This is a genomic window from Variovorax paradoxus, assembly GCF_009498455.1.
Lineage (GTDB): Bacteria > Pseudomonadota > Gammaproteobacteria > Burkholderiales > Burkholderiaceae_C > Variovorax > Variovorax paradoxus_H.
Map to the genome: position 1 here is coordinate 6141498 of NZ_CP045644.1, position 26530 is coordinate 6168027.

The following is a 26530-nucleotide window of genomic DNA, read 5'->3' on the forward strand; positions in this document are numbered from 1 at the left end:
GGGTGACCTCAGTGGATTGTCCGTGGCGCGAAGGCCTTCGCGTAAGTACCTGAAAGTAGCAGGGCTCCAGTCCCACGCGGCCTATGCATCCGCGCCTTGCCCTATGCATCCACGGGCTGCCTATCGCCCCGCCTCAGGTTCCGAACCGCATGGCGTAGTGCACTAGCATCGCGCCATGCGCATCCTGCTGGCCGAAGACGAACACACCCTGGGCACCTGGCTCTGCAAGGCGCTGGAGCATGCGGGCATCCAGGTCGAATGGGTGGACGATGGCCGGCTGGCCGACCGGGCCTTGCAACAACGCGACCACGACGCGCTGGTGCTCGACCTGGGCCTGCCCGGCATGGACGGCCACACGGTGCTGCAGCGGCTGCGCGAACGCGACCAGCGGCTGCCGGCGCTGATCCTCACGGCGCGCGATTCGCTGAGCGAGCGTGTCGCGTCGCTCAACGCAGGCGCCGACGATTTCCTTGCGAAGCCCTTCGCATTGGCCGAGCTCGAGGCCCGGCTGCATGCGCTGGTGCGGCGCGCGCGCGGCGTGGAGCATCCGCGCCTGGCCTGCGGGCCGCTGGTGTACGACGGCGCACGCCGGCAGTTCACGCTGGGCGGCGAAGCGCTCGCCCTGTCACCGCGCGAACAGGCCGTGCTGCGCGCGCTGGTGCAGCGCAGCGGCGAGCCGCTGTCGAAGCAGCAGATCCTCGATCGCGTGTTCTCCGACGATGACGAAGTGCACCTCGAAGCGGTCGAGGTGCTGGTCTACCGGCTGCGCAAGCGGCTCGACGGCAGCGGCGTGCGCATCGTCACGCTGCGCGGTCTGGGCTATGTGCTGGAAGCGGATTGAGTGAGCGCGCTGCGCCGCTTCACCGATCGCCTGCGCCGCACCAGCCTGTGGCAGCGGCTCGCGCTGCTGCTGTTCCCCGCCCTGCTGCTGGTGACGGGCCTCGAGCTGTGGATGACGCGGCACGACGCGCTGGCCGCGGCCAATGCGGCCTACGACCGCTCGCTGCTCGGCGCGCTCAAGTCGATCGACGCGAACATCTCCACCGTCTCGGGCGGGCTCTCGGTCGAACTGCCGTACACGATGTTCGAGTTCTTCGAGCTCACAGCCAGCGGACAGGTGTTCTTTCGCGTCGCGACCTCCGATGGGCTCGTGGAACTGGGCAGCGCCGACCTGCCTGCGCCAGCCGTCGAGCCCGCGATGGGCGTGCCGGCCTTCTACGACGCCACCTACTTCGGCGAAGCCGTGCGGCTCGCGGCCTACCGGCGCGACCTCGACCGTGCGCCGGCCGGCAGCACCGGGCGCAGCGTGCTGATCCAGGTCGGCGAGAGCACGCGCTCGCGCCAGGAGTTCACAAGCCGCTTCGTGCGCAGCGCGGCGCTGCGCGACGGGTTGATCCTTGCGATGCTGCTGTGCGGCACCGCGCTGGCGCTGGCCGCGGCGCTGCGCCCGCTGTCGCGGCTGGCGCGCGAGGTGCAGGCGCGCTCGCCCGACGACCTGACGCGCATCGCCGAGACCGACCTGCCCGCCGAGGTGCGCCCGCTGGTGGCCGCCGTGAACCAGCAGATGGCGCGCACGCAGGAACTGGTGGCGCAGCAGCGGCAGTTTCTCGACGACGCCTCGCACCAGCTGCGCACGCACCTCACCACGCTGCAGATGCAGGCCGACTACGCACGGCGTGAAGACGACCCCGCGCAGGTCCGCGCCGCGCTCGACGCGCTGGGCGCCGAGATCGGCCGCGCCACGCGCAGCGCGCAGCAGTTGCTGGCGCTGGGCCGCAGCGACACCGTGGCGGTCGAGCCCGCCGAATTCGACACCGCCGAGTTGCTGCGCGAGGTGGCGGTCGACCTGCTGCCGCTGGCGCGCGCCAAACGAATCGACTTGGGCATCGACCTGGGCATCCACGCGCCCTCTTCCGATCTGCACGCGGTGGGCGATCGGAGCCTGCTGCGCGAAGCGCTGAGCAACCTCGTGGCGAACGCGATCACCTACACGCCGGTGGCCGGCACCATCACGCTCTTCGCGGCCGGCGATGCGGCGGGTTGGAGCCTCAACGTGGAGGACGACGGCCCCGGCCTGAGCGACGAAGAGCGCGCCACCTTGGGCCAGCGCTTCCGGCGCGGCACGCGCGCGGGCCATGGCGGCTTCGGGCTCGGCCTGGCGATCGTGCGCGCCATCGCGCAGCGGCACCGTGGTGATCTGCGGCTCGAAGCGCGCGGCGCGGGGCCGGGCCTGCATGCCATCATCTGGTGGCCCCGGCCTGCGGGGTGAACCGCCGCCCTCCTTCCTCGATGTCACGCCCCTTCGCCTTCACCCGTCGCCATGCGCTGCGCGCGCTGTCCGCGTGGCTCGCGCCTGTTGCGCTGCATGCGACGGCGGCAACGGGCGATGCGTCCGAAGGCCCGGCGGAATGCGTCATTCCCGCCAAGGCCGGCGGCGGTTTTGCACTGACCTGCGCGCTCGCGCGCGACGCGCTGCAGGCCGTGCGCCCCACGCGCACGCCGCTCGCGCAGCGCTACCTGCCGGGCGGCATCGGTGCCGTGGCCTTCGACCGCATCGCGAGCGGCCAGCTCGGCGGACCGGGCACGCTGGTCGCGTTCTCGAGCGGTTCGCTGCTCAACCTCGCGCAGGGCCGCTTCGGGCCGCACCCGCCGTCGGCCGTGCGCTGGATCGCCACGCTCGGCACCGACTACGGCGTGATCGCCGTGCACCGCGACTCGCCCTACCGGCGTTTGCAGGACCTGATCGCCGCGCTGCGCCAGGACCCGTCGCGCATCGTCTTCGGCGCGGGCGGCACGGTCGGCAGCCAGGACTGGGTGAAGGCCGCGCTGCTGGTGCGCACGGCGGGCGGCGCACCGAAGGCGATGCGCTTCGTGTCCTTCGAAGGCGGCGGCGACGCGCTCGGCGCGCTGCAGGGCAAGCATGTCGATGCCTTCCCGGGCGATGCCGCCGAGGCGCTGCAGGCCATCGCCGGCGGCGCGGCCGTGCGACTGCTCGCGGTGCTGTCCGAAACGCGGCTGGGCGGGGCGCTCACGGGCGTGCCCACCGCGCGCGAGCAAGGCGTGGACATCGTCTGGCCGACCGTGCGCGGCGTGTACCTGAGCGCCAACGTGCCCGACGCCGCCGTGCGCGCCTGGACCGCGGCCTTCGCCGAAGCCACGGCCGCACCGGGCTATGCGGCGCTGCGCGAACGGCACAGCCTTTATCCTTTCGCGCTCACCGGCGCCGCGCTCGACGACTACGTGCAGGCGCGCATCAAGGCCTACCAGGCGCTCGCCGACGAGCTGGGCCTGCGCCGCTGGAAGCCCTGACCACATCCGCAAATCCATGACCGAAGACGACATCACCCAACACCTCATCGACACGCTCGGCGGCTGCCATTTCGAGGTGGCCGACGACAACACCTTCTTCTTTCACGGCGCGGACAACAAGTTCCCCTTTGCCACGATCGTCACGAAGGACAGCGCGTTCGACAGCGCCTCGAACCTGAACCGGCCCGGCGTGTTTCGCCTGAACGTCGGCGTGGGCAAGGAGACCTTTCGCGCGCTGTTTGGCGACGCCGAGCCGTCGGGCATCGACCACACCGCCCTCGACCGGCTGATACCGCATCCGGTGTACGCCAGGATGTACTGGGTCAGCGTGATCAACCCGAGCGTTGCGACCTTCGAGACCGTGAAGCCGCTGCTGGCGGAAGCTCGCAACCTGCTGGTCGCGCGGGACAAGAGCGCGTAGATCTCGCCAAACACCAGGCCATATGAAACGCATACAATCCATATACGTTTCATACAGAGGTGACCCATGGGCATCGTCAAGATTTCAGACCTGATGCACGAGAACCTGCGCGTGGCGGGCAACGCCCTCAGCCGGTCGATCAATGCGCAGGCAGAGCACTGGATGCGGGTCGGCATGCTGACCGAGATGCACCCGGACCTGGACTACCGCGAGGTCTGCCAGCTGCTGATCCAGGCCGAGCTTTCGGGCGGGCTGGACATTGCCGCGACAGTCACTGCCGCACCACCCGGCAAGCCCCGCGCCCCCGCAAACGGCAAGCAGCACTGATGGCACACGACGTTCCCCTCCGCTCGGCCGAAGAGCTGGTGATGGCACGGCGGGCCGCGCAGCTGGCGGCCGAGGTCCTGGCGATGATCGAGCCCCACGTCGTGCCGGGCGTGAGCACCGACGCGCTCGACCGCATCTGCCACGAACACATCGTGAAGGTGCAAGGCGCCGTTCCCGCCAACGTGGGGTACCTCGGGTATCCGAAGACCATCCTCACTTCGGTCAACCAGGTCGTGTGCCACGGCATCCCCTCGCCCGACAAGATCCTGAAGAAAGGCGACATCGTCAACATCGACGTGGCCGTCAACAAGGACGGCTGGTTCGGCGACACCAGCCGCATGTTCTTCGTCGGCGAGCCCAGCGTGCTCGCCCGCCGGCTGGTGGAGACGACCTACGAAGCCCTGTGCGCCGGCATCCGGCAGGTGAAGCCCGGCGCGACGCTGGGCGATGTGGGCCACGCCATCCAGTCGGTTGCCCAGCGCGAGCATTTCAGCGTGGTGCGCGAGTACTGCGGGCACGGTATCGGCCGCATCTACCACGACGAACCGCAGGTGCTGCACTTCGGGCGGCGCGGCGCGGGCCTCGTGCTGGAGCCGGGCATGGTCTTCACCATCGAGCCGATGCTCAACGCGGGCCGCGCCGAAACAAAGCAGCTGGCCGACGGGTGGACCGTCGTGACGAAAGACAGGTCGCTGTCGGCGCAGTGGGAGCACATGGTGGCGGTGACGGCCGACGGGTATGAAGTGCTGACGGCCTGGCCGGGCGGTACGGGGGCTTACGCGCCGGTTTGAGCGAGGCCTGGTTCAGGCCTGGCCATAGCATCGATGCGCACGGAAGCGCGGAGCCGCCTCGCACAGTTCCACGCGCCGTAGGACGTACCTTCGCTTCCCCCAGATCCGGCAGCGGATGCCATCTCGCAGGCAGCCTGGGAACAGGGAGTCAGCGCGACAGCGTCGCCAGCTTCTTCTTCGCACTTTGCAGGAGGCCGATCTTCTCGACAGGCAGCCGGGCCTTCGTATCCCCGAGCGCAATGACCTCGATGACGGACGCCGCCGCGAGCTTCGACGCGAGCGGGTCGCGCGGCGTGAGGCCGTTGAACCTGGCGTTGGAGATGACGTGCATCTTCAGGTGCCGGTGAATGTTCTTCGACAGCTTCTGGCACGCGGCCTTCATGGCCGTTTCGTCGGGCGTCAGCTCGCCGTGCACGACGAGGAGTTCCAGCGTGCCGTCTTCCTCGACCCCCAGCACGAAGGCGCGCACGACCGAGTCCTTGAACTTGGCGCGCAGCATCGCGCGCACCGGCTCGGCGGCGGCGAACGACTTCATGGCGATGCGGCGCAACTCGTCGTGGAAGACGAAGGCGCGGTTGATCTCGACGGTTTCGACAGACTCTGTGGGGTCGGCCTTCGGCCTGTGCTTTTTCAGGATGCCGCTGCCCACCAGGTGCTCCAGGGTTCGCGCCACATCGGCGGGGTCGAGCTTCGAACGCCGGGCCAGCTCGCTGGAAGTCAAGGGTTGGTCGGGCGCCGCGTAGGCGACCATCAAGAGCTTTTGCACCTCGGGGGCGAAAAGAAAATCTGCAGCACTCATTTCGCGGTTCTCTACTTCTCTACGTCTGTGGGGTTCTCTACAAGCGGGTTGCATTATCGAGAGCACCCCTGCTTCCCGTGCGATGCGGCTTTCTCCACGGCGTTTTCGCGGCGGATTCCGTCACCGCGCATGGCGCCGGCCTACAGCGGCGCCCGGCGCTCGCCGGTAAGAACGGCTGAACACGACAAGGAGCTTCAGCCATGGACCTGGAACAGACGATCGACAAGATCAAGCAAGTGGATGCTGCGCGCGCCGACTACCCCGGCGAACACCTCGTCGTGCTCGGCGCCGGCGTGCTGCTGTTGCTGGCAGCGGGCCGCAGCCGGTCGTTCCTGATGCGCATGGTCGCAGGCGCGGCCGGCGGCGCGCTGATCGGCCGCGCGGCGAGCGGCACCGGCGGCATCGCGAAGCTGGCCGGGGTGTTGCAGAACGGAGGCCTGGCATGGCCGCGGCGCTGAGTTCGCGGGCCCGCCCGCCTGCGGCCGACCCCAGGCGGTATTGGGCGCCCTGCCTGGGCGTCGCGCTGGTGGCGATGGCGCTCTTCCATGCGACCTTGAAAGACCTGGTGAACGAGAGCGCGGCACGAGCCGCGCTCGTGACCACGGCAGTCGTTCCGGCCGAAGCCGAACCCGACAGATCGGCCGCAGGCCAAGCGTTGCCGGATGGGGCGCCGAGTGCGCCGTCAGTCCCCGTCACGCTGACGAACACGAACTTCGAGCCCTCCGTGATCCTTCCCGCAGCGCGCACCGCCAAGGCCGCGCCTGCCGTCGTCGAGGTGCACAAGTGCGTCATGCCTGAGGGCAATGCGGCCTACTCCGACGGACCGTGCCCCGCAGGCGCACACGCGACCACGCTGCGACTGCCGCGCGACCTGCACGCCTCGGCGAGCCTGTGAGCGCATCCGCACAGGGAGGTTGCGGGAACGCCGGTTTCTGCGGAAATCCGGCGTCTGCTTCAGGTTACACGTTGAAGCAATCAGCATAATGACGCCGCTCGCGACACCCTGCCGCGAGCGGCCGGGTCGAGGGAGCACTCGGTCTTGTGTGCACAACCGAGATTACAAAAATGAAGATCAATCACAAGAGCGGCATCGTCGTCCTGTCGGCGCTGCTGATGACGGGATGCGCGTCGGTCAACATGGCCAGCAAGGAGGAGAGCGACAAGGCCAAGCAATTCAGTGCGCCGGCCGCCGGGAAATCCGGTCTTTATGTCTATCGCAACAGCTTCGTCGGCAAGGCCTTGAAGAAGGACATCTGGGTCAACGGCAAGTGCCTGGGCGAGAGCGCTTCCGACGTGTTCTTCTACACGCAGGTCGATGGTGGCAAGAAGAACAAGATCGAAACGGAATCCGAGTTCTCGCCCAATTCCATGGAAGTGTTCATGGACGCCGGCAAGAACTACTTCATCCGGCAGTTCATCAAGATGGGCGCTTTCGTGGGCGGCGCCGATCTGGAGGAGATTCCGGAAGCGCAAGGCAAGACGGATGTCGCCGCACTGAGCCTGGCGCAGTCGGGCACCTGCGGCAACTGAGCGGTGTCAGGGGGAAAGCGATCACGAACTGTTGATCGCCTTCCCCCATTCGATTTCCACGCCGGCTTTCGCCCAAGGAATGGCCGGCCATCAAGGCGTGCACGCGCTGCGTTGCGACGCCTGCAGCCTCTCAGGCGACCTTCAAGAACACCTCATGGTCCGGTGCGAAATTGGCGTGCAGCGGCAGCATCGCGCCGCCGAGCGCACAGGCCTGCGCCCCCGCCCGCCCGCCGTGCAGCCGCGGCGCCCACAGGCCTTCCCAGTTGCACTGCGCGAGCGCGGCGCGGGTCTGCACCAGCAGCGCTTCGAGCAGCGCACGTGACATCGAGCCGTCCATCACCACGTCGGCCAGATCGAGCACCGCGGTGCTGCTGACGATGGCGTGCGCCAGCGCCCGCGACGCGCTGCCGAGCCAGGCTTGCGTGGCTACGGCGAACGGTGCCTCGAGTGCGCGGTCGTCGTAGGCGGCGGTGGCGTCGAGGCCTTCGGCGCGCAGGCGCTGCTCGAACTCCCACAGCGACGCCTCGGCCACCACCTGCGTCGACACGCCTTCGGAGGGCTTCGCGGTGCGCATCGGGATCGACGCGAGCGCGCCCGCATTGCCGTGCGCGCCGGTGTGCAGGTGCGAGTTGATGACCAGCCCGCCGCCCACGAAGGTGTCGACGAAGATGTACAGGAAGCTCTTGAGGTCGTGGCCGCGCCCCGTCACCAGTTCGGCCACGCAGGCCGCCACGGTATCGCGCGCAAAGCCCACGGGCACGTCGGTGCGCGCGCGCACCTCGGCCAGCAGGTCCATCTGGTTCCACTCGTCCGACTGCGCTTTCGACAGCCCCAGCGTGCGGTGCCAGCCGCCGAGCTGGAACGGCGCGGCCAGGCCTGCGCCCACGTTGCGTACGGCGAGCGGCCCGAGCCCGTCGCGCAGCCGATGGATATGTTCGGCGATCACGGGCAGCAGCGCCTCGGCGTCGGGAAACTCGTAGCGGATCGCGTGGTGCTCGCGCACCTGCGCCGTGAAGTCGATCAGCAGCCACTCGGCCCCGCGCCGCCCGAGCTTGACGCCGATGGCGAAGGCGCCGTCGGGGTTGAGCGCCAGCGGCACCGAGGGCTGGCCGATGCGCCCGCGCACGCGGCTTTGCTTGACGATGAGGCCGTCGTCTTCGAGCCGCGCGGTGATGAGGCCGATGGTCTGCGCGCTCAGGCCCGTGAGCCGCGCGAGGTCGGCCTTGGGCAGGCTGGGGTGCACGCGCAACGCCTGCAGCACCACGCGCTCGTTGAACTGGCGCATGCCCACATGGTTGGAGCCGCGCGGACGCAGCAAGGCCGACGGAAGCTCGAGGGCATCGGGATCAGGCATGCGCCTCCGCGGGCAACTGATCGGCGGTCATGGCACCGGTCATCACGGCCACGGTGTCGCTCATGCTGATCTTCTTGGGGTTGAGCACGGCGGCGCGCCGGCCGAGACGCGCCACGTGGATGCGGTCGGCCACCTCGAACACGTGCGGCATGTTGTGGCTGATGAGCACCACGGGCAGGCCGCGCTCGCGCACGCGGCGGATCAGCTCGAGCACCATGTTGCCCTCTTTCACGCCGAGCGCGGCGGTCGGCTCGTCCATGATGACCACGTGCCGCGCGAAGGCCGCGCTGCGCGCCACGGCCACGCACTGGCGCTGGCCGCCCGAGAGCGTTTCGACCGCCTGCGTCATCGACTGGATGCCCACCTTCAGATCGGCCATGCGCGCCGTGCTTTCGAGCAGCATCTTCTTCTTGTCGAGCATGCGCAGCACGTTGCCCAGGAAGCCGGGGCGGCGCAGTTCGCGGCCGAGAAAGAGGTTCTCGTAGATGGTCATGGCGGGCGCCACGGCGAGGTCTTGATAGACCGTCTCGATACCGGCGCGTCGCGCGTCGAGCGGGTTGCGAAAGTGCACCGGCGCACCGTCGAGCAGGATCTGGCCCTCGTCGGGCACGATCGCGCCCGACAGCGCCTTGATGAGCGACGACTTGCCCGCGCCGTTGTCGCCGATCACCGCGAGGATCTCACCTTCGCGCAATTCGAAGTCGACGCCGTCGAGCGCAGTGACCTGGCCGTAGCGTTTCACCAGGCCCTTGGCCTGCATGACGATCTTTGGGTTTACGACAGCGTTCATCAACGGGCCCCCTTGCGCGAGAGCTGGTCGGCCGCCACCGCCAGGATCACGAGCACGCCCGTCACCAGCACCTGGTAGATCGACGACACGCCCATCAGCGTGAGGCCGTTGCGGAACACGCCCACGATGAGCACGCCGATGAGCGAGCCCAGCACGATGCCGCGCCCCCCGAACAGGCTGGTGCCGCCGAGCACCACGGCCGTGATGGCGTCGAGGTTCTCGGTCTGGCCCGCGTTCGGGTCGCCCACGCCGGTGCGCGCCACCGACAGCAGCGAGGCAATGCCGTAGAACACACCCGCGGCCACATACACCGCGAGCAGCACGCGCTGCGTGGGAATGCCCACCAGCCGCGTGGCTTCGGCGTTGTTGCCGACCGCGTAGATGTGACGGCCGGATGCGGTCTCGCGCAGCACGAACCACGCGAGCACATACAGCGCGACCATCAGCACCGAGCCCCACGCCACTTCGGCGCTGCCGATGGTGAAGGTGGTGCCCAGGCCCGTCAGGCCGCCGGGCAGGTCGGTGATCGTTTGCGACGACGAATACAGCTGCGTAATCGCGAACGCGATGTTCAGCGTGCCCAGCGTCACGATGAACGGCGGCAGCTTGATGCGTGTCACCAGCAAGCCGTTGAGCAGGCCGAACAGCGTCGTCACGCCGATGCCGCACAGAATGGCCAGCGGCACCGGCAGCCCGAGTTCGGTCGCGAACTTGCTCATGACGATGCTGCCCAGCGCCATCACCATGCCGCACGACAGGTCGATGCCGGCCGTGAGGATGATCAGCGTCTGGCCGATGGCGATCACGCCCACCACCATCACCTGTTGCAGGATCAGCGACAGGTTGCCGCCCGTCAGAAAGCGGTCGGACTGCGTCGCAAAGAAGATGCAGGCGCCGAGCAGGGCCAGCCACGGCCCGAGGGCGCCCCACGGGATGTGGTGCGTCGGAGATTTCGCCATCGATGTGCCTCCCTTTCTACCGACCGCTTACTTCTTGCCCCAGCACAGCTCGGCGCCGGTCTTGGTGTCCTTGCTCTCGACACCCGCCACGCTCTTGCCGGCGATGAGCGTCACGCCGGTGTCGACATAGCCCGAGGCCTTCTTGCCGGTCTTGGCGAACTCGACGCCCGCGGCCACGCCCATGGCGGCCATCTTCAGCGGGTACTGCTGCGAGGTCGCGGCAATGACGCCGGCGGCCGTGTCCTTGATGCCCTGGCAGCCGCCGTCGACCGAGACGATCATCACGCCCTTCTCCTTGCCCGCGCGCTTGAGCGCGTTGTAGGCACCGGCCGCGGCGGGCTCGTTGATGGTGTAGACCAGGTTCACGTCGGGCGCTTTCTGCAGGCAGTTTTCCATCACCGTCTGCGCCTTGGCCTGGTCGCCGAAGCTGTCGGCCATGCAGACGATTTCGGGCGCCTTCGACAGCTCGTTCGACTTGGCGTCGTTGGCCGCCAGGCCAAAGCCCTTCATGAAGCCGTTGTGGCGCTGCGCGCCCACGGGGTGGCCCGGCAGCAGGTCGAGCGCCACGATCTTGGGCGTCTTGCCGGCCATCGCGGCCTTGGCGTATTCGCCGATGAGCACGCCGGCCGTGTAGTTGTTGGTGGCAAAGAGCGCGTCGGTCGCGTCCGGCGGATCGGCCGGGCTGTCGAGCGCAATCACCTGCACGCCCTTGTCGCGCGCCTTCTTGATCGCCGGCACGATGGCCTTGGCGTCGCTCGGCGTGATGAGGATGGTCTTGGCACCGGCCGCGATCATGTTTTCCATCGCCGTGATCTGCCCCGCGTTGTCGCCGTCGGCCTTGCCCGCGCCTGAGAGCAGCTTGGCGCCGAGCTTCTTGGCCTCTTCCTGCGCGCCCTCCTTCATCTTCACGAAGAAGGGATTGGTCTCGGTCTTCGTGACCAGGCCGATGACCGGCGGGTCGGCGGCCAGGGCCGTGGAGGCGGTGGAAGCGGCCAGGGCCAGGACGGCCAGGGCGGGAACGAAGCGCGGGCTGATGAACATGGGTGTGTCTCCTTCAGGGGCGGGGCACGGCGTTTTGCCGTGCTTTTCTGTGAAACCGGCGGCCTTCTTGTTTGCAATTCAACGAGAACGCACCGGACGCGAGACGGACTATCGAACAGTCGACTTACTAAATCAAGTTGATTGAGTTATCGAAAACCCGCGTTTGAACAGATTCGTTGGCCGTGACATTTGCCGCGGTTCATCGGCCTGCGGGCCGCAGTTTGTCATTCAAAAAGCCTCAATGCCTGGACGGCGTCGACGTTTGAATTCAGTTTTCGACGATTGGCTTGAATGGCGCTTCAGCGCTCATCTGGGTGCGAAAAGTCGGCTACGGGCCGAAATGCAATGAAGGTGCGCTCTTTGTTACCGCGACTGGCAAGCCCCGGCGCCGGCGATGAATGCAGCGTCTCGGGCGGGCGCGCTCAGGCCCGGTTCGGACGCGCCGAGGGCTCGAGCACCACCATCCGCCAAGCGCACAACGACCCCGCCACCGCCAGCACCGCCGCCAGCGCGAACATCGTGCGATAGCCCAGCTCCTGCGCCACCGCGCCACCAAGCAGCACGCCCAGCACACCGCCGAAGCCGTAGCCGATCACCGTGAACAGCGCCTGCCCGCGTCCGCGCAGGTGGCCGGGGAAGCGGCGCGACACCACGGCGATGCAGGCCGTGTGGTGCGCCGCGAAGCTCAGCGCGTGCAGCCATTGCGCGACGACGAGCGCCGCGATGAAGCCGCCGAGCCCGGCCGTGAGCCCGAGCCGCGCCACGCCGGCGATGCCGCACACCAGCATCCAGCGCGGCATCGGCAACAGGCCGATGAGCCGGCCCTGCAAAAAGAACCAGACGATCTCGGCCACCACCGACAGCGCCCACAAGAGGCCGATGGTGCTCTTGCCATAGCCGATCGAATCGAGGTACAGCGAGAAGAACGCGTACACCGAGAAGTGCGACATCACCTGGAAGAACAGCGACGCAAAGAACCAGCGCACGGCGGGGATGCGCAGCACGGGGCCGATGGGTTCCTTCACGGCGTCGTGCGCGGCGGGCGGCTCGCGCACGTCGGGCAGCTTCATCGTGGCGATCAGCACGACGGCCAGCGTGCCGGCCGCCCAGTACGGAAAGTGCTTCATGCCGAAGCGCTCGAACCACTCGCCCGCAACGAACACGGTGAACAGGAAGCCGGCCGAGCCGCACAGGCGGATGCGCCCGTAGCGGCCCCAGTCGCCCGCGACGATCTGCGCCATGGCCGCTTCGGTGAGCGACATCATCGAGCTGGTGTGCGTGAACATCACGAGCAGCACCAGCGCGAGCCACCACGCGCCGCCGTGCCACCACAGCCCGAAGGAGCTGGCCAGCGCCACCGCGGCGCTGAAGCGCAACAGCTTCACGCGCTGGCCGGTGTGATCGCTGAGCGCGCCCCAGGCATAGGGCGCGAAGACGCGCGTGATCGATTGCACCGAGGCCAGCAGGCTGATCGTGAAGATCGGCAGGCCCAGGTCCTTGAGCCACAGCGGCAGGTACGGGTTGAAGAAACCGATGTGCGCGAAGTAGCTGGCCGACAGGCCAGCGAATGCCAACAGGTGGCCGCGCCCGGCGGCCACAGGTGGCGCGGCGGGCACTACAGGAAAGACGACTGCGGCGACGCAGCTTCGCTCTTCTCGGCAGGCGGATTCACGTCGCCGCACTGCGCGCGGTTGCGCAGCACGTGTTCCATCACCACCAGCGCGAGCATCGCTTCGGCGATGGGCGTGGCGCGGATGCCCACGCAGGGGTCATGGCGGCCCTTGGTGATGACTTCGACGGGGTTGTTGTTCACATCAATCGACTGGCGCGGGCTGATGATCGAGCTGGTCGGCTTGATCGCGATGCTCACCTCGAGGTCTTGCCCCGAGCTGATGCCGCCCAGGATGCCGCCCGCGTTGTTGCTGAGAAAACCAGTCGGCGTGATCGAGTCGCCATGCGTGGTGCCGCGTTGCGTGATGCTGTCGAAGCCGGCGCCGATTTCCACGGCCTTCACGGCGTTGATGCCCATCATGGCGTAGGCGATTTCGGCGTCTAGCTTGTCGAACAGCGGCTCGCCCAGGCCCACGGGCACGTTGGTGGCCGTGACGCGGATGCGCGCGCCGCACGAATCGCCGGCCTTGCGCAGGCGGTCCATGTAGTCCTCCAGCGCGCTCACGTCGGCGATGGGGGCGAAGAAGGGGTTGTTCGGGACGTGGTCCCAGTTCTCGAAGGGAATCGTGATCTCGCCGATCTGCGTCATGCAGCCGCGAAACACCATCCCGTATTTTTCGGCCAGCCACTTCTTGGCGACGGCGCCGGCCGCGACCATGGGCGCCGTGAGGCGTGCCGAAGAACGCCCGCCGCCGCGCGGATCGCGGATGCCGTACTTCTTCCAGTAGGTGAAGTCGGCGTGGCCGGGTCGGAACTGCTGGGCGATCTGCCCGTAGTCCTTGCTGCGCTGGTCGGTGTTCTGGATCAGCAGCGCAATGGGCGTGCCGGTGGTCTTGCCTTCGTACACGCCGGACAGGATCTGCACCGCGTCGGGCTCGTTGCGCTGCGTGACGTGGCGGCTGGTGCCGGGGCGGCGGCGGTCGAGGTCGCCCTGGATGTCGGCCTCGCTCAGGGCCATGCCCGGGGGGCAGCCGTCGATCACGCAGCCGATGGCCGGGCCGTGCGACTCGCCGAAATTGGTGACCGCGAAGAGAGTTCCGAAGGTGTTGCCGCTCATGGCGGGGATTATCCCCACAAAGCAGCAGCCGACTCAGTCGGTGGTGTTTTCCATGCGCTTGGCGAGTGCGCCCAGCTGCAGCTCGATGCTGAACAGCCGCTCGTTCAGCACCGCCGTCTGCAGGCGGATCGCCTCGACGATGGCCTTGGTCTGCGGGTCGGAGGTGCTGTCGGACAGTTCAGACAGGTCATGCAGCTTCTTGCGCAGTTCGTTGCTCATGGGGCCTCCGTTCGGTCGTGGGGATGCGTCGTGGAAGCCCCAGTATGGAGGCTCGTCAACGCTCCGGCAATGCGGCGCCGCCCGGGGGTATGGCGCCCTCCTCCGCATGCGCCGCGCCCACCCCGCGCAGCCGCACCGCCACCAGCACGCCGACGAACAACAGCACCACGGCGCACAGGCCGGCCACCAGCCGCAGGGCGCGCAGCAGCGCCTCGCGCCCGGTGTCGAGCAGCGCGGCGCCCGTGGCGCCGGGCAGTTCCCCGGCCAGCGCGACCGCCCCGCCCAGGGTGCTGCGCGCGGCTTCGAGCGCCGCCGGATCGGCCAGGCCGGCGGGCACCGCATCGGCCATCGCCGCGCGGTAGATCGCCGCGCCAACGCTGCCGAGGATGGCAATGCCCAGCGCGCCGCCGAACTCGGAGCTGGTCTCCGAGATCGCCGAGGCCACACCCGCGCGCTCCGGCGGCGCGCTGCCCACGACCAGGTCGGTGGCCAGCGTGAACACCGGCGCCAGGCCGAGCGACGAGATGATCGCGCTCGTCACCATCCAGGCCAGCCCGCCCTGCGCGGGCAGCAGCACCAGCATGCCGAAGCCCAGCGCCGCCACGCCCAGCCCGCCGCCCATGACGTACGCCGGGCACAGGCGCCGCGTGAGCGCGGGCACGATCATCGAGCCGACGATGAAGGCGCCGGCGCTCGGCATGCTCCACAGGCCCGCCTCCAGCGGCGACAGGCCGAGCACCAGCTGAAGGTACTGGGCGTTGTAGAGAAAGAGCCCGAACATCACGAAGCAGGCCAACATGTAGGCACCGAGCGAGACGCTGAAGGCCGGCAGCCTGAACAGGCGCAGGTCGATCATCGGATTCGCCAGCCGCCCCTGCCGGCGCGCGAACAGCCAGCCGAGCAGCGCACCGGCCGCGATGGCCAGCAGCGACACCGCGTCGGGACCGTGCTCGGCCACCTGCTTGATGCCGTAGATGGCCGCCAGCACGGCGCCCAGCGAGAGCGCCACGCTGGCCAGGTCGAGCGCGCCGGCATCGGGATCGCGGTACTCGGGCAAGAGCCACGGGCCGAGCGCCAGCAGCAGCACCATCACCGGCACGCCGATGAGGAACACCGAGCCCCACGGAAAGAACTGCAGCAGCACGCCGCCCAGCACCGGGCCGATGACCGCGCCGGCCGAGTAGCTCGAAATCCACACGCCGATGGCCACGGTGCGCTGCGCCGGATCGAGGAACATGTTGCGGATCAGCGAGAGCGTGGACGGCGCCAGCGTCGCGCCCGCCACGCCGAGCAGCGCGCGCGTGGCGATCAGCATGTTGGCGCTGGTCGAGAAGGCCGCGAGCACCGAGGCCACGCCAAACGCCACCGCGCCGATCAGCAGCAGCCGGCGCCGCCCGATGCGGTCGCCCAGCGTGCCCATGGTGACCAGCAGGCCGGCCACGAAGAAGCCGTAGATGTCGACGATCCACAGCAGTTGCGAGGCGGTGGGCTTGAGGTCTTCGCTGATCGACGGGATCGCCAGGTTCAGCACCGTGAGGTCCATCGAATAGAGCATGCACGGCAGCGCGATGACCGCCAGGCCGGTCCATTCGCGCGCCGTGGCGCGGGCGGGCGTCACCCGCTGCGTTGCGCCGCTCATGGGCCGGACCCCTGGTCGCCGTTGTCGCTGACCGAGAACGCCTTGCGCACCTCGACGCTGCTGAAGCGCGCCGACGGAATGCCGGCCGCGAGCTGCAGCGCTTCTTCTTCGCTGTCGGCCTTGACGAGGTAGAAGCCGCCCAGCTGTTCGCTGGTTTCGGCGAACGGCCCGTCGGTGACCGAGAGCTTGCCGTTGCGCATGCGCACCGTGACCGCCGTGCCGGCCGGCTGCAGGGCCTCGGCCGCGACGAGCTTGCCGCGCGCCTGCAGATGGGCGTCGTAGTCGAGGTGTTCGTGGATGTAGTGGTCCATGTCCTGCGCCGAGAAGTGGCTCGTCTGCGCGTCGGTTCCGTAGATCAGGCAAAGGTATCTCATGCAACATTCCCCTTCGGGTTTTCGATCATTTCCATGACGTCGATGGGACGCACTTCGATGGCGCCGTAGCGCGCCATCGGAATGCGGCCCGCCAGCTGGATCGCGGCGTTCAGGTCGCGCGCCTCGACCAGGATGAAGCCGCACAGCTGCTCGCGCGCTTCGGCATACGGGCCGTCGACGTGCGAGCGCTGGCCCTGGCGCACCTGCACCACCTTGGCGGCGCTCACCGAGGTCAGCGCCTCTGCGGCGATGAAGTGGCCGGCGGCTTCGAGCAGGCGGTCGTAGGCCATCGAGTCGGCGTTGAGCGCGCGGCGCTCGTCGGGCGGCAGCGCGCGCAGCACCGCTTCGTCGCAATGAACGAGGCAGAGGTATTTCATGCGGAATCTCCTTGCAGGTTTGAGTGAGGACACTACTGGTCGAACGGCGACGGCCGAAATCGACACGGGCGTCAAAAATTTTTCGTGTCCGGCAACGACGCCAGTTGCCGCTCCAGGAATTGCCGCTCGGGCTGCTGGCGAACCAGCGACAGCGCCCGCAGGTAAGCCTCACGCGCATCGTCGATGCGGCCCAGGCGGCGGCACAGCTCGGCACGCGCACCGTGCGCCAGGTGGTACCGGACCAGCTCGCCGCGCGCGAGCAACGCGTCGATCAGCGCGAGCCCCGCCGCCGGCCCGTCGCGCATCGCCACGGCCACTGCGCGGTTGAGCTCGGCCACGGGCGAAGGGTCGAGCCGCAGCAGCACGTCGTACAGGCCGACGATCTGCGGCCAGTCGGTGTCGGCGGCCTCGGGCGCTTCGGCATGCACCGCGGCAATGGCGGCCTGCAAGGTGTACGGGCCGAAGCGGCGCGACAGCAGCGCGCGCTCGACCAGCGCCGCGCCCTCCCCGATCTGTCCACGGTGCCACAGGCTGCGGTCCTGCGCGTCGAGCAGCACGAGCTCGCCCTGCGCCGAGGTGCGCGCGGTGCGGCGCGCGTCGTGCAACAGCATCAGCGCGAGCAGGCCCAGCGCCTCGGGGTCGGGCAGCAGCTCGGCCACCAGCCGTCCGAGCCGGATCGCCTCGGCCGACAAGTCGGCGCGCGTCACGCGCTCGCCCGACGAGGCCGCGTAGCCTTCGTTGAACACGAGGTACACCACGCGCAGCACGGCATCGAGCCGTTCGGGCAGCTCGGCCAGGCCCGGCACCTGGTACGGAATGCCGGCGTCGCGGATGCGCGCCTTGGCCCGCACGATGCGCTGGGCGATGGTGGGCGCCGGCACGAGAAAGGCGCGCGCGATCTCTTCGGTCGCCAGCCCGCAGACCTCGCGCAGCGTGAGCGCCACCTGGGCGTCGGGCGCGAGCGCGGGATGGCAGCAGGTGAAGACCAGGCGCAGGCGGTCGTCCTCGAGCGCGTCGGCATCGGGGTCGGCCTCGTGCCAGGCGGGCGCAGGGTCGGCCAGCGTGTCGGTGTGGGCGGTGGCGTCGTCCCACGCAGTGAAGCGCGCCTGCCGGCGGATGCCGTCGATCGACTTGAAGCGCCCCGCCGACACCAGCCAGGCGCGCGGATTCGCCGGCACGCCCTCGCGCGGCCATTGCTCGAGCGCGACGCGAAAGGCGTCATGCAAGGCTTCTTCGGCCAAGTCGAAATCGCCCAGCAGGCGCACCAGCGTGGCGAAGATGCGGCGCGACTCGGTGCGGTAGATCGCGTCGAGCGCGTCGAGCGCGTCGGCAACGCCCGTCGTTTTTTCGGTCACCCGGTGTCGCCGCCGAGCAGCCAACTTTCGAGCTTGACGAGCGCGCCGGTCCAGCCGTGGGTGTGGCCCTCGCGCGCCGCTTCGTCGAAGAACTGCTGGTGCATGAGCACGAGCTCGCAGCCGCCCGCGTCGGGTTCGAATTGCAGCGTGACGCGCGACTCGCGCTCGGGCGTGCTGCGCCAGGCCCAGCTGAAGACCAGCCGGCGCTCGGGCACCACCTCCAGGTAGGTGCCGCTCACGTCATGCGTCTCGCCGTCGGCCGCCAACATGGTCACGTGAAAGCGCCCGCCCACGCGCAGGTCGACCTCGGCCAGCGGCACGTCGACGATTTCGTCGGGGCCGAACCAGTGCTTCAGCGCTTGCGGGTCGGTCCACGCGCGCCAGACTTTGGCGGGGCTGACGCGGAAGTGCCGGCGGAGCGTGAGCGACGGGCGCTCGGTGGTGGGACTGGTGGGGTTGTCGGGGGAGGGTTTCGCCATTCGGTGTCCTCCTGGTGATAAAGAAAGCGCGCCAGTGCATCGAGGCGGCCGGTCCAGAACTTCTCATAGCGCGAGAGCCACACGGCGGCCTCCTGCATCGGGCCCGCCGACAGCTCGCAGCGCACGACGCGGCCCGCCTTCGTGCGCGAGATGAGGCCGGCGCCTTCGAGCACGCGCAGGTGCTTCATGAAGCCGGTCAGCGACATGCCGTGCGGTTCGGCGAGCTCGGTCACGCTGAGGCCGCCCTCGCCCAGCGCTTCGAGCACGCTACGACGCGTCGGGTCGGACAGGGCCGCAAACACGGCGTCCAGGGCATCTGAGTGAACCATGCGGTTGAGTATCTGGAGCGGCCTGCGGGCCGTCAAGCAATGGGCCCCGCGCAGGAACGGTTTATGCATGCTGCATCGCAGCATCATTCCGCGAAGGAGCGCCCATGCTGGACCGAACCGCCACCCAGTTCTCCCACGTCAAGCCCGGCGACACCGAGTACGTCTCGGGCGGGCTGCGAGACTTCTTCCTGTACCGCGACCTCGGCATTGCGGCCGCCACCCACGGCCAGGTGATCGCGCACCTCGTCAAGGCCAACATGGCACCCGAAACGGGCACCGGCTGGCACCGCCACGAGGCGGACTTCCAGATCGTCATCATGCTCAAGGGGTGGGCGCGCTTCATGTACGAAGACAAGGAAACGCGCGTCGAGGCCGGCGACGTGGTGCACCAGCGCCCCGGCATCCGCCACTTTCTGTTCGACTACTCGCCCGACATGGAGTACCTGGAGATCGTCTCGCCGGCCGACTTCAAGAGCATCGACGTCGAGCCGGTGTGCGAGATTCCGCCGCCCACGCCCTGGGCTTGAACCCGCGCGGCCTCGTCAACGGCCCGAGAAACGCGGCGCGCGTTTGGCGGTAAATGCCGCCACGCCCTCGCGCGCATCCGCGCTGCCCGATCGTTCACGCAGCAGGCGGTGCTCCATCTCGAAGTGTTCTTCGATCGGGCGCGCGGTCGCACCGCTGCACAGCGCCTTGATGCCCGCGAACGATGCGCTCGCGCCGTTCGCCAGCCGCGTCACCAGTGCTTCGGCAGCCGCCGCAAGCTCGGCGTCCGGGTACAACGCATCGACCGCGCCCGCCGCCAGGCAGCGTGCGCTGTCGATCGGGTCGCTGAGCATCAGCCATTGCTGCGCGCGCACCGGCCCGATGCGCCGCGACAGGAAATACGAACTCCCCGCGTCCGGCGACAGGCCGATGGCCGCATAGCCGGTGCGCAGCTTCATCGACTCGGCCGCGAGCACGAAGTCGCCGCACAGCGCCAGCCCCACGCCCGCGCCGCCGACCGTGCCGTTCACTGCCACCACCAACGGCGCCGGGTTGTGCGCCAGCCGCAGCAGCGCGGGATGCAACCGGTCGAGGATGGCGTCGACCAACTCGGGCAGCTTGTCGCCGGCGGCCACGAAGCTGTCGATGTCGCCGCCCGCGCAGAACACACGCCCTTCGCCGGTCAGCAGAATGGCGCGCGGCGCGGCGTCGATCACCTCGTCGATGGCGCGCGACAGCGCATGGCTGCTCGCCAACGACACCGAATTGGCACGCTCGGGCCGCTTCAGCACGATGCGGCCGATGCTGTCCTGCACGCCCCAGGCGATGCCTTCTTCGTGCTGCATCTCAGATGCCCGTGAGCCCGCCGGTGCACATGAGCGTCTGGCCGCTCACGTAGTCCGACTCGGGCGCGCACAGCAGGTACACCGCGCCGGCGGCTTCTTCGGGTGTGCCGCCGCGGCCCAGCGGGATCGACTGTTCCATCATCGCCAGCAGCCCCGGGTTGACGCCCACCTTGATCTCGCGCCCTTCGATGTTCGCCGTGGTGGCCTCGGCCGTGCTGGCCGTGAGCCGCGTCTGGATGAAGCCGAAGGCCACGCAGTTCACCGTGACGTTCATGCGGCCCCACTCCTTGGCCAGCGTCTGCGTCATGCCGACGATGCCGGCCTTGGCGGTCGAGTAGTTGGCCTGGCCCGCATTGCCGAAGAGCCCGGCCACCGACGAGATGTTGACCACCTTGCGCACCACGCGCTGCCCCGCTTCGCCTTCTGTTTTCGCCAGCGCGCGAATCACGGGTTGCGCGGCGCGCAGGATGCGAAAAGGCGCCGTCAGGTGCACGTCGATCATGGCGTACCACTGCTCGTCGGTCATCTTCTGCACCACGCTGTCCCAGGTGTAGCCGGCGTTGTTGACGATGATGTCCAGGCCCTTGAATTCGCTCACCGCCGTGCCGACGAAGCGCTCGGCAAAGTCCGGCGCCGACACGCTGCCGACGCAGGCCACGGCCTGGCCGCCCGCGGCGCGGATGGCCTGCACGGTTTCTTCGGCCGGTTCGGCATCGAGGTCGTTGACGACGATGCGCGCGCCTTCCGACGCGAGCTTGAGTGCGATCGCGCGACCGATGCCGCGGCCCGAGCCGGTGATGAGGGCGACCTTGCCTTCGAGTTTGGGTGCCATGTCTCTTCTCTTTTCTTTCGTTCGTTCAGGGGATTCAGCGCAGCGCCACGAGCGCTTCGCCCGCGATGCGGGGCTGGCCGTACTGGTTGGCGCTGAGCACTTCCACGCGCACGCAGCGCTCACCGTTGTGCTCCAGCTTTTCGACCACGCGGCCGGTGCAGCGCACGGCATGGCCCAGGTGCGTGATGCCCTGGAAGCGCACGTCGAAGCGGCGCAGCTGCGCCTGCGGCACCCACTGCGTGAGCAGACGGCCGAGCCAGGCCATGCCCAGCATGCCCTGCGCAAACACGTCGGGCATGCCGGCCTTGCGCGCGAAATCGGTGTCGATGTGGATCGGGTTGTGGTCGCCCGAGGCGCCCGCGAACAGCGCGAGCGTGGTGCGGTTGACCGGCGCAAGCTGCAAGGCGGGAAGCTCGTCGCCGATCTGGATGCTGTCGTAGGTGGGATGGGTCATCGTGCGTTCCTTCTTCAGTGGCGGCACACGATCACCGTGCGCAATTCGGCCACGAGTTCGTCGCGCTGGTTGGTGGCGCGCGAGGTCTTCACCACGAATTCGAGCGCGCCGTTCTTCTTGTCGTGGATGTCGCTGATGGTGGAGCGCACCGTCACCGTGTCGCCCACACAGGCCGGCCGGTGGTATTCAAAGCTCTGCTCGCCGTGCAGCAGCTTCGACAGCGGAATCTGCAGGTCGTCGAGCATCTGGCCCGACGCGCCCGAGTCCAGCTCGGCCGCGAACAGGAAGGTCGGCGGCGCGGGCAGGTCGGGGTAGCCGGCATCGCGCGCGGCGGCGGCATCGGTGTAGACCGGGTCGGTCTCGCCGATGGCCTTGGCGAAGAACTGCAGCCGGGTGCGCTCGATGGGCAGCACCGAAGCGGGCAGCTCGTGGCCGATCCATTTCTTGTCGATCATGTTCTGCCTTTTTTCAGACGCGTTCGTACAGCGTGACCACGCAGGCGCCGCCCAAACCCAGGTTGTGCTGCAGCGCCATGCGCGCGCCTTCGACCTGCCGTTTGTCGGCCGTGCCGCGCAGCTGCTGGACCAGTTCCGTGCATTGCGCAAGACCCGTGGCGCCCAACGGGTGGCCCTTCGACAGCAGGCCGCCCGACGGGTTGGTCACCACCTTGCCGCCGTAGGTGTTGTCGCCATCGACCACGAACTTCTCCGCGCCGCCGACCGGGCACAGGCCCAGCGCTTCGTAACTGATGAGTTCGTTGTGCGCAAAGCAGTCGTGCAGCTCGACCACGTCGATGTCCTGCGGGCCGACACCGGCTGCGTCGTACACCTTCTGCGCGGCTTCCTGCGCCATGCTGAAGCCGACCACCTCGCGCATGTCGCGGCTCTCGAAGGTGATGGCGCGGTCGGTGGTCATGGCCTGCGCCTTGATGCGCACGCTGCGGTCCAGGCCGTGGCGCTCGGCGAAACGCGGCGAGCAGACGATGGCCGCAGCCGCACCGCAGGTCGGCGGGCAGGCCATGAGCCGCGTCATCACGCCGGGCCACATGACGGGCGCGGCCATCACCTCGTCTTCGGTGACGACGGTGCGAAACAGCGCCACCGGGTTGTTCGATGCATGGCGGCTGGCCTTGGCGCGGATCTTCGCGAAGGTCGACATCTGCGTGCCGTACTGCTGCATGTGCGCGAGCCCCGCGCCGCCGAAGTAGCGCAGCGCCAGCGGCACCTGCTCGTTGCCGACCAGCTCGTCGGTGATCGACTCGAAGTGGTCGAACGGACTCGGGCGGTCGTTGAACACCGCGCCCAATGCGCCGGGGCTCATGTGCTCGAAGCCGAGCGCCAGCACGCAGTCGGCCGCGCCGCTGGCCACGGCCTGGCGCGCAAGGAACAGCGCGGTCGAGCCGGTGGAGCAGTTGTTGTTGACGTTGACGACCGGAATGCCGGTCATGCCCACTTCGTAGAGCGCGCGCTGGCCGGCGGTCGAGTCGCCGTACACGTAGCCGACGTAGGCCTGCTGCACCAGCTCGTAGCCGATGCCGGCGTCTTTCAATGCGGCATTGGTCGCGTGCGCGGCCATCTGCGGGTAGGGCTGGTTCGCGCCCGGCTTGGTGAAGGGGATCATGCCGACACCGACGACGTAGACATCCTGGCTCATGAGCGTCTCCTGAAATGAAGTGAATGAAGAAGAAAAAATGGTGGGCAGTGCTCAGGCTACGCTTCGTTGGCGGTCTTGCCAAAACGGTTCGCGCAGCCGGGTCTTGAGCACCTTGCCCGCACCCGAGAGCGGCAGCGCCTCGACCAGCGCCACGCTGCGCGGGCACTTGTAGTTCGCGATCAGCGTCTTGCAATGCGCGATGAGCACATCGGCCGCCAGCTGCTGGCCCGGCTTGAGCACGAGCACCGCATGCACGGTCTCGCCCCACTCCTCGCTCGGGATGCCGATGACGGCGCAGGCGGCCACGGCCGGGTGCTGGTTGATGGCGTTCTCGACCTCGGCCGAGTAGATGTTCTCGCCGCCGCTGATGATCATGTCCTTCAGGCGATCGACCACGAAGATGTAGCCGTCGTCGTCCATGTACGCGCCGTCGCCGGTGTGCATCCAGCCGCCGCGCACGGCCGCGGCCGTTTGCGCGGGCTGGTTCCAGTAGCCCTGCATCACGTTGGGGCCGCGCACCGCGACCTCGCCGACGGTGCCGCGCGGCACTTCGACGCCCTCGCCATCGACGATGCGCACCTCGGTGCAGTAGCTCGCGCGGCCGGCCGAGCGCAGCTTGCCCCGTCGCTGGCCTTCGGGCGTGTGGTTGCGCGCGGGGTTGAGGGTGGCCAGCGGCGACAGCTCGGTCATGCCGTAGGCCTGCACGAAGTCCACGCCCGGGAAGGCGTCCATCGCGCGGTTCAGCACCGCCTCGGCGATCGGCGAGGCGCCGTAGGTGATGCACTTCAGGCTGCTCAGGTCGCGCGGCTCGCGCATCGCCGGATGGTCGACCAGCATCTGGATCATGGTCGGCACCAGCAGCACGTGCGTGACGCGGTCTTGCGCGATGGCGTTCAGCACCGCCTCGGGGCTGAAGGCCGGAATGATCGCGTGCGTGTTGCCCTCGAGCCAGTGCGGTGCGGAGATGCCCATGTCGGCCAGGTGGAACATCGGCGCGGCATGCAAGTAGCAGCCGTCGGGCGCAGCCAGGCCTTCGGCATGCAGGGCCAGCCCCGAGCTGCCCATGTTGGTGTGGCTCAGCATCACGCCCTTGGGAAAGCCCGTGGTGCCGCCGGTGTAGAAGATGCCGGCCAGGTCTTCGCCGCGGCGGCCCACATCGGGCACGGGCGAGGCGGCCTCCAGCAGTGCCTCGTAGCCGTGCATGCCGGGCGGCGTAGGGCCGTCGCCGCAGTAGATCACCTCGCGCAGGCTGGTCGCCTGCCCGCGCATCTGCTCGACCACCGCGCGGAAGGTGTCGTCCACCAGCAGCAGCGAGGAGCCCGAGTCTTCGAGCGAGTACAGGATTTCGGCGGCCGACCAGCGGATGTTGCAGGGGTTGAGCACGCCGCCGCCCCAGGGCACGGCCATCTGGTATTCGAGGTAGCGCGCCGAGTTGAGCGCCAGCATCGCCACGCGGTCGCCCGCCTGCATGCCGAGCCCCTGCAGGGCGCCCGCGAGGCGCGCGACCCGCTCGGCATAGGCGCGAAAGCTCAGGGTGCGGCCGGCGGCGCGCACGGCGATCCGGTCGGGGTGCTGCTGCACGCTGCGGTGCAGCGACTGGGTCTGGTACATGGCGGTTGTCTCCGTTCGGTTCTTGTGTGGACGCATGGTAGAAACCGCGCCGTGCCGCGGCGATTGCGCTTCGCATCGCCTGCATGGCAGAAAACCTCAATCGACACCCACACCGCTCTCGGGTCTGATTCGCTCACCCATGCTGCAACCGCCCGTCACCATCCCGATCGTGTTCGTCCAGGGCATGCTCTCGGGCGTGCGCGCGCGTGGGGACGATGCCCCGATCTGCATCGACACCGCGCTGCAGGATGCCGGCATTGCTCCCGCCCTGCTCGATGCGCCGGGCGCGCGTGTCACGGCCGAGCAGTACGTGGCGCTGTTCGCGCTGCTGATGGAGCGGCTGGACGACGAGGCCCTGTGCTTCCTGTCGCGCCGCCTGCGTCGGGGCAGCTTCGCGCTCATGACGCGCGCCACTTTGGGCGCGCCCACGCTCGAGGTGGCGCTGCGGCGCGTGGCCCGCACCTTCAGCCTGCTGCAGGACGACCTCGAGATGGTGCTGCTGCGCGAAGGCGCGCTCGCGGGCTTCGGCCTGCGGGTGCAGGGCATGCCGAGCGCGCCGCTGAACTTTTTGCACGAGCTGATGCTGCGCGTGTACTGGCGGCTCTTTGCCTGGCTGCACGGCGGGCGGCTGACGGCGCGCCGCTTCGACTTCGGCTTCGAGCAGCCGCCCTACGCGGCCGGGTACAGCAAGGTGTTTCCCGCGCCGCTGCAGTTCGGTCAGCCGCTCTCGGCCGTGTGGTTCGACGCGAGCGCACTGGCCACGCCGATCCACCGCGACGCACGCGCCATGCGCGACTTTCTGGCCGCCGCGCCGGCCCATGTGATCCTGCCGCCGCTGGGCGAACTGGCCGTGAGCGCGCGCGTTCGCACCGTGCTGCAACAGCACCGCCCGGCCTGGACCGACCTGGCCACGGCCGCGCGCAGCCTGCACATGTCGGTGAGCACGCTGCAGCGCCACCTGGCGACCGAGGGCACCTCGTTCCAGTCGCTCAAGGACCAGCTGCGGCGCGACGTGGCCATCGTGCGCCTGAACACCAGCACCGTGCCGCTGGCGGTGCTGGCCGAGGAGCTGGGCTTTTCGGACAGCGCGGCGTTCCAGCGTGCCTTCAAGACCTGGACCGGCGGCGCGCCGGGGTCGTATCGAAGGCGGCCGGGACCGGATCCGGAGGCCTGAGTTTTCAGACACTCCTGAAACTACAGCCATCTCGCGCGACAATCCGCCGCATGGCTTCCGCACCCGAACTCCCTCCCCTCAACCGCCAGTTCGTCGCCCATTTCGGCGAAATGGGCAGCAAGTGGGGCATCAACCGCACCGTCGGCCAGATCTATGCGCTGATCTTCCTGTCGGAGCGCGCGCTCAATGCCGACGAGATTGCCGAACTGCTGGAGTTCTCGCGCTCCAACGTGAGCATGGGCTTGAAAGAGTTGCAGGCCTGGCGCCTCGTGCACCTGCGCCACCACGCAGGCGACCGGCGCGAGTACTTCGAGGCGCCGAAGGACGTGTGGGAAATCTTCCGCGTGCTGGCCGAAGAGCGCCGCCGCCGCGAGATCGAGCCCACGCTCTCGATGCTGCGCAACGCGCTGCTCGAGTCGCCCACGAGCGACGCCGAGCGCCACGCACAGGCCCGGATGCGCGAGATGCACGACCTGATCGACCGGCTGATGAAGTGGTTCGACGACGTGCAGCGCCTGGCACCCGAAACCGCCATGCAGCTTATGGGCATGGGCGCGACAGTGACGAAGGTGCTGACGCTGAAAGACCGCCTCACGGGCGGTGCGTCGAAGAAGAGCAAGGGCCCCGCGGACAAGGACTGATCCGCGAGGTGAA

General features: G+C 68.7%; 31 protein-coding genes and 1 pseudogene. 12 read left to right on the plus strand and 20 right to left on the minus strand.

All coding sequences use genetic code 11. The annotated features are described in order from the left end of the window. Positions 1 to 175 precede the first annotated feature (175 nt). The 6 genes from GFK26_RS28340 (at position 176) to map (ending at position 4848) form a co-directional block, all read left to right on the plus strand. Positions 176 to 841 carry a response regulator gene (locus GFK26_RS28340; protein WP_153284900.1) on the plus strand — a complete coding sequence of 222 codons (666 nt, stop codon included), beginning with the start codon at positions 176 to 178 and terminating at the stop codon, positions 839 to 841. Continuing rightward, positions 842 to 2269, plus strand: a complete 1428-nt coding sequence (locus GFK26_RS28345; protein ID WP_228121802.1) for a sensor histidine kinase — start codon at positions 842 to 844, stop codon at positions 2267 to 2269. A gap of 20 nt (positions 2270 to 2289) precedes the next feature. Further along, complete coding sequence (locus GFK26_RS28350; RefSeq protein WP_153284901.1) at positions 2290 to 3309, plus strand: Bug family tripartite tricarboxylate transporter substrate binding protein; 1020 nt, start codon at positions 2290 to 2292, stop codon at positions 3307 to 3309. 16 nt (positions 3310 to 3325) lie between these two features. After that, positions 3326 to 3730 carry a DUF6194 family protein gene (locus GFK26_RS28355; RefSeq protein WP_153284902.1) on the plus strand — a complete coding sequence of 135 codons (405 nt, stop codon included), beginning with the start codon at positions 3326 to 3328 and terminating at the stop codon, positions 3728 to 3730. A gap of 66 nt (positions 3731 to 3796) precedes the next feature. Next, entirely contained in the window at positions 3797 to 4057 is a 261-nt protein-coding gene (locus GFK26_RS28360) for a ParD-like family protein (protein ID WP_062482851.1), read from the plus strand. After that, positions 4057 to 4848, plus strand: coding sequence for a type I methionyl aminopeptidase (map, locus tag GFK26_RS28365; protein WP_153284903.1), 792 nt, complete (start codon positions 4057 to 4059; stop codon positions 4846 to 4848). Before GFK26_RS28360 ends, map begins: the two co-directional genes overlap by 1 nt. Positions 4849 to 4996: 148 nt before the next feature. Here the strand turns inward: map and GFK26_RS28370 are convergent, their stop codons facing one another. Then, positions 4997 to 5647, minus strand: a complete 651-nt coding sequence (locus GFK26_RS28370) for a hypothetical protein (protein ID WP_153284904.1) — start codon at positions 5645 to 5647, stop codon at positions 4997 to 4999. Between the two features lie 200 nt (positions 5648 to 5847). Here GFK26_RS28370 and GFK26_RS28375 point away from each other — a divergent pair, with 200 nt between their 5' ends. The 3 genes from GFK26_RS28375 to GFK26_RS28385 all read left to right on the plus strand — a co-directional run bounded on the left by GFK26_RS28375 (position 5848) and on the right by GFK26_RS28385 (position 7177). Continuing rightward, positions 5848 to 6105 (plus strand): hypothetical protein, encoded by a 258-nt coding sequence (locus tag GFK26_RS28375; protein WP_056583431.1) that lies wholly within the window; start codon positions 5848 to 5850, stop codon positions 6103 to 6105. Further along, a complete protein-coding gene (locus GFK26_RS28380; RefSeq protein ID WP_153284905.1) occupies positions 6090 to 6542 on the plus strand; it encodes a hypothetical protein in 453 nt (150 codons plus the stop codon). The genes GFK26_RS28375 and GFK26_RS28380 overlap by 16 nt, the downstream gene beginning before the upstream one ends. A gap of 170 nt (positions 6543 to 6712) precedes the next feature. After that, positions 6713 to 7177, plus strand: a complete 465-nt coding sequence (locus GFK26_RS28385) for a DUF2846 domain-containing protein (RefSeq protein WP_153284906.1) — start codon at positions 6713 to 6715, stop codon at positions 7175 to 7177. Between the two features lie 130 nt (positions 7178 to 7307). Here GFK26_RS28385 and GFK26_RS28390 read toward each other — a convergent pair whose 3' ends face one another. From GFK26_RS28390 to GFK26_RS34620, 13 genes and pseudogenes are all read right to left on the minus strand, one after another. Beyond that, the gene (locus GFK26_RS28390; protein ID WP_153284907.1) at positions 7308 to 8531 is read right to left on the minus strand and encodes an ROK family transcriptional regulator; all 1224 of its coding nucleotides are present in this window, start codon (positions 8529 to 8531) and stop codon (positions 7308 to 7310) included. After that, entirely contained in the window at positions 8524 to 9321 is a 798-nt protein-coding gene (locus GFK26_RS28395; RefSeq protein ID WP_153284908.1) for an ATP-binding cassette domain-containing protein, read from the minus strand. The genes GFK26_RS28390 and GFK26_RS28395 overlap by 8 nt, the downstream gene beginning before the upstream one ends. After that, positions 9321 to 10280: an ABC transporter permease gene (locus GFK26_RS28400; RefSeq protein WP_153284909.1), complete on the minus strand. Its 960-nt coding sequence runs from the start codon at positions 10278 to 10280 to the stop codon at positions 9321 to 9323. Before GFK26_RS28400 ends, GFK26_RS28395 begins: the two co-directional genes overlap by 1 nt. Before the next feature lie 27 nt (positions 10281 to 10307). After that, positions 10308 to 11321 carry a sugar ABC transporter substrate-binding protein gene (locus tag GFK26_RS28405; RefSeq protein ID WP_153284910.1) on the minus strand — a complete coding sequence of 338 codons (1014 nt, stop codon included), beginning with the start codon at positions 11319 to 11321 and terminating at the stop codon, positions 10308 to 10310. 422 nt (positions 11322 to 11743) lie between these two features. Continuing rightward, the gene (locus GFK26_RS28410) at positions 11744 to 12937 is read right to left on the minus strand and encodes an MFS transporter (protein ID WP_153284911.1); all 1194 of its coding nucleotides are present in this window, start codon (positions 12935 to 12937) and stop codon (positions 11744 to 11746) included. After that, the gene (aroC, locus tag GFK26_RS28415; RefSeq protein ID WP_153284912.1) at positions 12937 to 14049 is read right to left on the minus strand and encodes a chorismate synthase; all 1113 of its coding nucleotides are present in this window, start codon (positions 14047 to 14049) and stop codon (positions 12937 to 12939) included. Before aroC ends, GFK26_RS28410 begins: the two co-directional genes overlap by 1 nt. 33 nt (positions 14050 to 14082) lie before the next feature. Next, complete coding sequence (locus GFK26_RS28420; protein WP_153284913.1) at positions 14083 to 14268, minus strand: hypothetical protein; 186 nt, start codon at positions 14266 to 14268, stop codon at positions 14083 to 14085. A gap of 55 nt (positions 14269 to 14323) precedes the next feature. Next, positions 14324 to 15907, minus strand: a complete 1584-nt coding sequence (locus GFK26_RS28425; protein ID WP_153284914.1) for an MFS transporter — start codon at positions 15905 to 15907, stop codon at positions 14324 to 14326. Next, positions 15904 to 16281 carry a YciI family protein gene (locus tag GFK26_RS28430; RefSeq protein WP_153284915.1) on the minus strand — a complete coding sequence of 126 codons (378 nt, stop codon included), beginning with the start codon at positions 16279 to 16281 and terminating at the stop codon, positions 15904 to 15906. The genes GFK26_RS28425 and GFK26_RS28430 overlap by 4 nt, the downstream gene beginning before the upstream one ends. Continuing rightward, entirely contained in the window at positions 16278 to 16658 is a 381-nt protein-coding gene (locus GFK26_RS28435; RefSeq protein WP_153284916.1) for a YciI family protein, read from the minus strand. The genes GFK26_RS28430 and GFK26_RS28435 overlap by 4 nt, the downstream gene beginning before the upstream one ends. A gap of 71 nt (positions 16659 to 16729) precedes the next feature. Further along, entirely contained in the window at positions 16730 to 18013 is a 1284-nt protein-coding gene (locus GFK26_RS28440; protein WP_153284917.1) for an RNA polymerase sigma factor, read from the minus strand. Further along, positions 18010 to 18492 (minus strand): SRPBCC domain-containing protein, encoded by a 483-nt coding sequence (locus tag GFK26_RS28445; protein WP_322745823.1) that lies wholly within the window; start codon positions 18490 to 18492, stop codon positions 18010 to 18012. The genes GFK26_RS28440 and GFK26_RS28445 overlap by 4 nt, the downstream gene beginning before the upstream one ends. Before the next feature lie 149 nt (positions 18493 to 18641). Continuing rightward, positions 18642 to 18908: pseudogene (locus GFK26_RS34620) on the minus strand (ArsR/SmtB family transcription factor); the annotation flags it as partial. A gap of 17 nt (positions 18909 to 18925) precedes the next feature. Here GFK26_RS34620 and GFK26_RS28455 point away from each other — a divergent pair. Next, the gene (locus GFK26_RS28455; RefSeq protein WP_153284918.1) at positions 18926 to 19348 is read left to right on the plus strand and encodes a cupin domain-containing protein; all 423 of its coding nucleotides are present in this window, start codon (positions 18926 to 18928) and stop codon (positions 19346 to 19348) included. Between the two features lie 15 nt (positions 19349 to 19363). On the opposite strand, the gene GFK26_RS28460 is transcribed toward GFK26_RS28455, so the two are convergent. The 6 genes from GFK26_RS28460 to GFK26_RS28485 are packed head-to-tail and all read right to left on the minus strand — an operon-like array spanning position 19364 to position 24702. Then, positions 19364 to 20152 carry an enoyl-CoA hydratase/isomerase family protein gene (locus tag GFK26_RS28460; RefSeq protein ID WP_153284919.1) on the minus strand — a complete coding sequence of 263 codons (789 nt, stop codon included), beginning with the start codon at positions 20150 to 20152 and terminating at the stop codon, positions 19364 to 19366. Between the two features lies 1 nt (position 20153). Beyond that, a complete protein-coding gene (locus GFK26_RS28465) occupies positions 20154 to 20984 on the minus strand; it encodes an SDR family NAD(P)-dependent oxidoreductase (protein WP_153284920.1) in 831 nt (276 codons plus the stop codon). A 34-nt stretch (positions 20985 to 21018) separates the two neighbouring features. Beyond that, positions 21019 to 21438 carry a MaoC family dehydratase gene (locus GFK26_RS28470; RefSeq protein ID WP_153284921.1) on the minus strand — a complete coding sequence of 140 codons (420 nt, stop codon included), beginning with the start codon at positions 21436 to 21438 and terminating at the stop codon, positions 21019 to 21021. 14 nt (positions 21439 to 21452) lie between these two features. Next, complete coding sequence (locus tag GFK26_RS28475) at positions 21453 to 21893, minus strand: MaoC family dehydratase N-terminal domain-containing protein (protein ID WP_153284922.1); 441 nt, start codon at positions 21891 to 21893, stop codon at positions 21453 to 21455. Positions 21894 to 21906: 13 nt separating this feature from the next. Further along, a complete protein-coding gene (locus GFK26_RS28480; protein WP_153284923.1) occupies positions 21907 to 23091 on the minus strand; it encodes a lipid-transfer protein in 1185 nt (394 codons plus the stop codon). A 51-nt stretch (positions 23092 to 23142) separates the two neighbouring features. After that, entirely contained in the window at positions 23143 to 24702 is a 1560-nt protein-coding gene (locus GFK26_RS28485) for a long-chain-fatty-acid--CoA ligase (RefSeq protein WP_153284924.1), read from the minus strand. Between the two features lie 139 nt (positions 24703 to 24841). Here GFK26_RS28485 and GFK26_RS28490 point away from each other — a divergent pair, with 139 nt between their 5' ends. Further along, positions 24842 to 25876, plus strand: a complete 1035-nt coding sequence (locus GFK26_RS28490) for an AraC family transcriptional regulator (protein WP_153284925.1) — start codon at positions 24842 to 24844, stop codon at positions 25874 to 25876. 50 nt (positions 25877 to 25926) lie between these two features. After that, positions 25927 to 26517 carry a GbsR/MarR family transcriptional regulator gene (locus tag GFK26_RS28495; RefSeq protein ID WP_153284926.1) on the plus strand — a complete coding sequence of 197 codons (591 nt, stop codon included), beginning with the start codon at positions 25927 to 25929 and terminating at the stop codon, positions 26515 to 26517. Positions 26518 to 26530: the final 13 nt, after the last annotated feature.

Bases quoted from the DNA above. Each gene is read 5' to 3' on its own strand.
- GFK26_RS28340 (WP_153284900.1), top strand. From the start codon at position 176: ATGCGCATCCTGCTGGCCGAAGACGAACACACCCTGGGCACCTGGCTC.
- GFK26_RS28350 (WP_153284901.1), top strand. From the start codon at position 2,290: ATGTCACGCCCCTTCGCCTTCACCCGTCGCCATGCGCTGCGCGCGCTG.
- GFK26_RS28355 (WP_153284902.1), top strand. From the start codon at position 3,326: ATGACCGAAGACGACATCACCCAACACCTCATCGACACGCTCGGCGGC.
- GFK26_RS28360 (WP_062482851.1), top strand. From the start codon at position 3,797: ATGGGCATCGTCAAGATTTCAGACCTGATGCACGAGAACCTGCGCGTG.
- map (WP_153284903.1), top strand. From the start codon at position 4,057: ATGGCACACGACGTTCCCCTCCGCTCGGCCGAAGAGCTGGTGATGGCA.
- GFK26_RS28370 (WP_153284904.1), bottom strand. From the start codon at position 5,647: ATGAGTGCTGCAGATTTTCTTTTCGCCCCCGAGGTGCAAAAGCTCTTG.
- GFK26_RS28375 (WP_056583431.1), top strand. From the start codon at position 5,848: ATGGACCTGGAACAGACGATCGACAAGATCAAGCAAGTGGATGCTGCG.
- GFK26_RS28380 (WP_153284905.1), top strand. From the start codon at position 6,090: ATGGCCGCGGCGCTGAGTTCGCGGGCCCGCCCGCCTGCGGCCGACCCC.
- GFK26_RS28385 (WP_153284906.1), top strand. From the start codon at position 6,713: ATGAAGATCAATCACAAGAGCGGCATCGTCGTCCTGTCGGCGCTGCTG.
- GFK26_RS28390 (WP_153284907.1), bottom strand. From the start codon at position 8,531: ATGCCTGATCCCGATGCCCTCGAGCTTCCGTCGGCCTTGCTGCGTCCG.
- GFK26_RS28395 (WP_153284908.1), bottom strand. From the start codon at position 9,321: ATGAACGCTGTCGTAAACCCAAAGATCGTCATGCAGGCCAAGGGCCTG.
- GFK26_RS28400 (WP_153284909.1), bottom strand. From the start codon at position 10,280: ATGGCGAAATCTCCGACGCACCACATCCCGTGGGGCGCCCTCGGGCCG.
- GFK26_RS28405 (WP_153284910.1), bottom strand. From the start codon at position 11,321: ATGTTCATCAGCCCGCGCTTCGTTCCCGCCCTGGCCGTCCTGGCCCTG.
- aroC (WP_153284912.1), bottom strand. From the start codon at position 14,049: ATGAGCGGCAACACCTTCGGAACTCTCTTCGCGGTCACCAATTTCGGC.
- GFK26_RS28420 (WP_153284913.1), bottom strand. From the start codon at position 14,268: ATGAGCAACGAACTGCGCAAGAAGCTGCATGACCTGTCTGAACTGTCC.
- GFK26_RS28425 (WP_153284914.1), bottom strand. From the start codon at position 15,907: ATGAGCGGCGCAACGCAGCGGGTGACGCCCGCCCGCGCCACGGCGCGC.
- GFK26_RS28430 (WP_153284915.1), bottom strand. From the start codon at position 16,281: ATGAGATACCTTTGCCTGATCTACGGAACCGACGCGCAGACGAGCCAC.
- GFK26_RS28435 (WP_153284916.1), bottom strand. From the start codon at position 16,658: ATGAAATACCTCTGCCTCGTTCATTGCGACGAAGCGGTGCTGCGCGCG.
- GFK26_RS28445 (WP_322745823.1), bottom strand. From the start codon at position 18,492: ATGGCGAAACCCTCCCCCGACAACCCCACCAGTCCCACCACCGAGCGC.
- GFK26_RS28455 (WP_153284918.1), top strand. From the start codon at position 18,926: ATGCTGGACCGAACCGCCACCCAGTTCTCCCACGTCAAGCCCGGCGAC.
- GFK26_RS28460 (WP_153284919.1), bottom strand. From the start codon at position 20,152: ATGCAGCACGAAGAAGGCATCGCCTGGGGCGTGCAGGACAGCATCGGC.
- GFK26_RS28465 (WP_153284920.1), bottom strand. From the start codon at position 20,984: ATGGCACCCAAACTCGAAGGCAAGGTCGCCCTCATCACCGGCTCGGGC.
- GFK26_RS28470 (WP_153284921.1), bottom strand. From the start codon at position 21,438: ATGACCCATCCCACCTACGACAGCATCCAGATCGGCGACGAGCTTCCC.
- GFK26_RS28475 (WP_153284922.1), bottom strand. From the start codon at position 21,893: ATGATCGACAAGAAATGGATCGGCCACGAGCTGCCCGCTTCGGTGCTG.
- GFK26_RS28480 (WP_153284923.1), bottom strand. From the start codon at position 23,091: ATGAGCCAGGATGTCTACGTCGTCGGTGTCGGCATGATCCCCTTCACC.
- GFK26_RS28485 (WP_153284924.1), bottom strand. From the start codon at position 24,702: ATGTACCAGACCCAGTCGCTGCACCGCAGCGTGCAGCAGCACCCCGAC.
- GFK26_RS28490 (WP_153284925.1), top strand. From the start codon at position 24,842: ATGCTGCAACCGCCCGTCACCATCCCGATCGTGTTCGTCCAGGGCATG.
- GFK26_RS28495 (WP_153284926.1), top strand. From the start codon at position 25,927: ATGGCTTCCGCACCCGAACTCCCTCCCCTCAACCGCCAGTTCGTCGCC.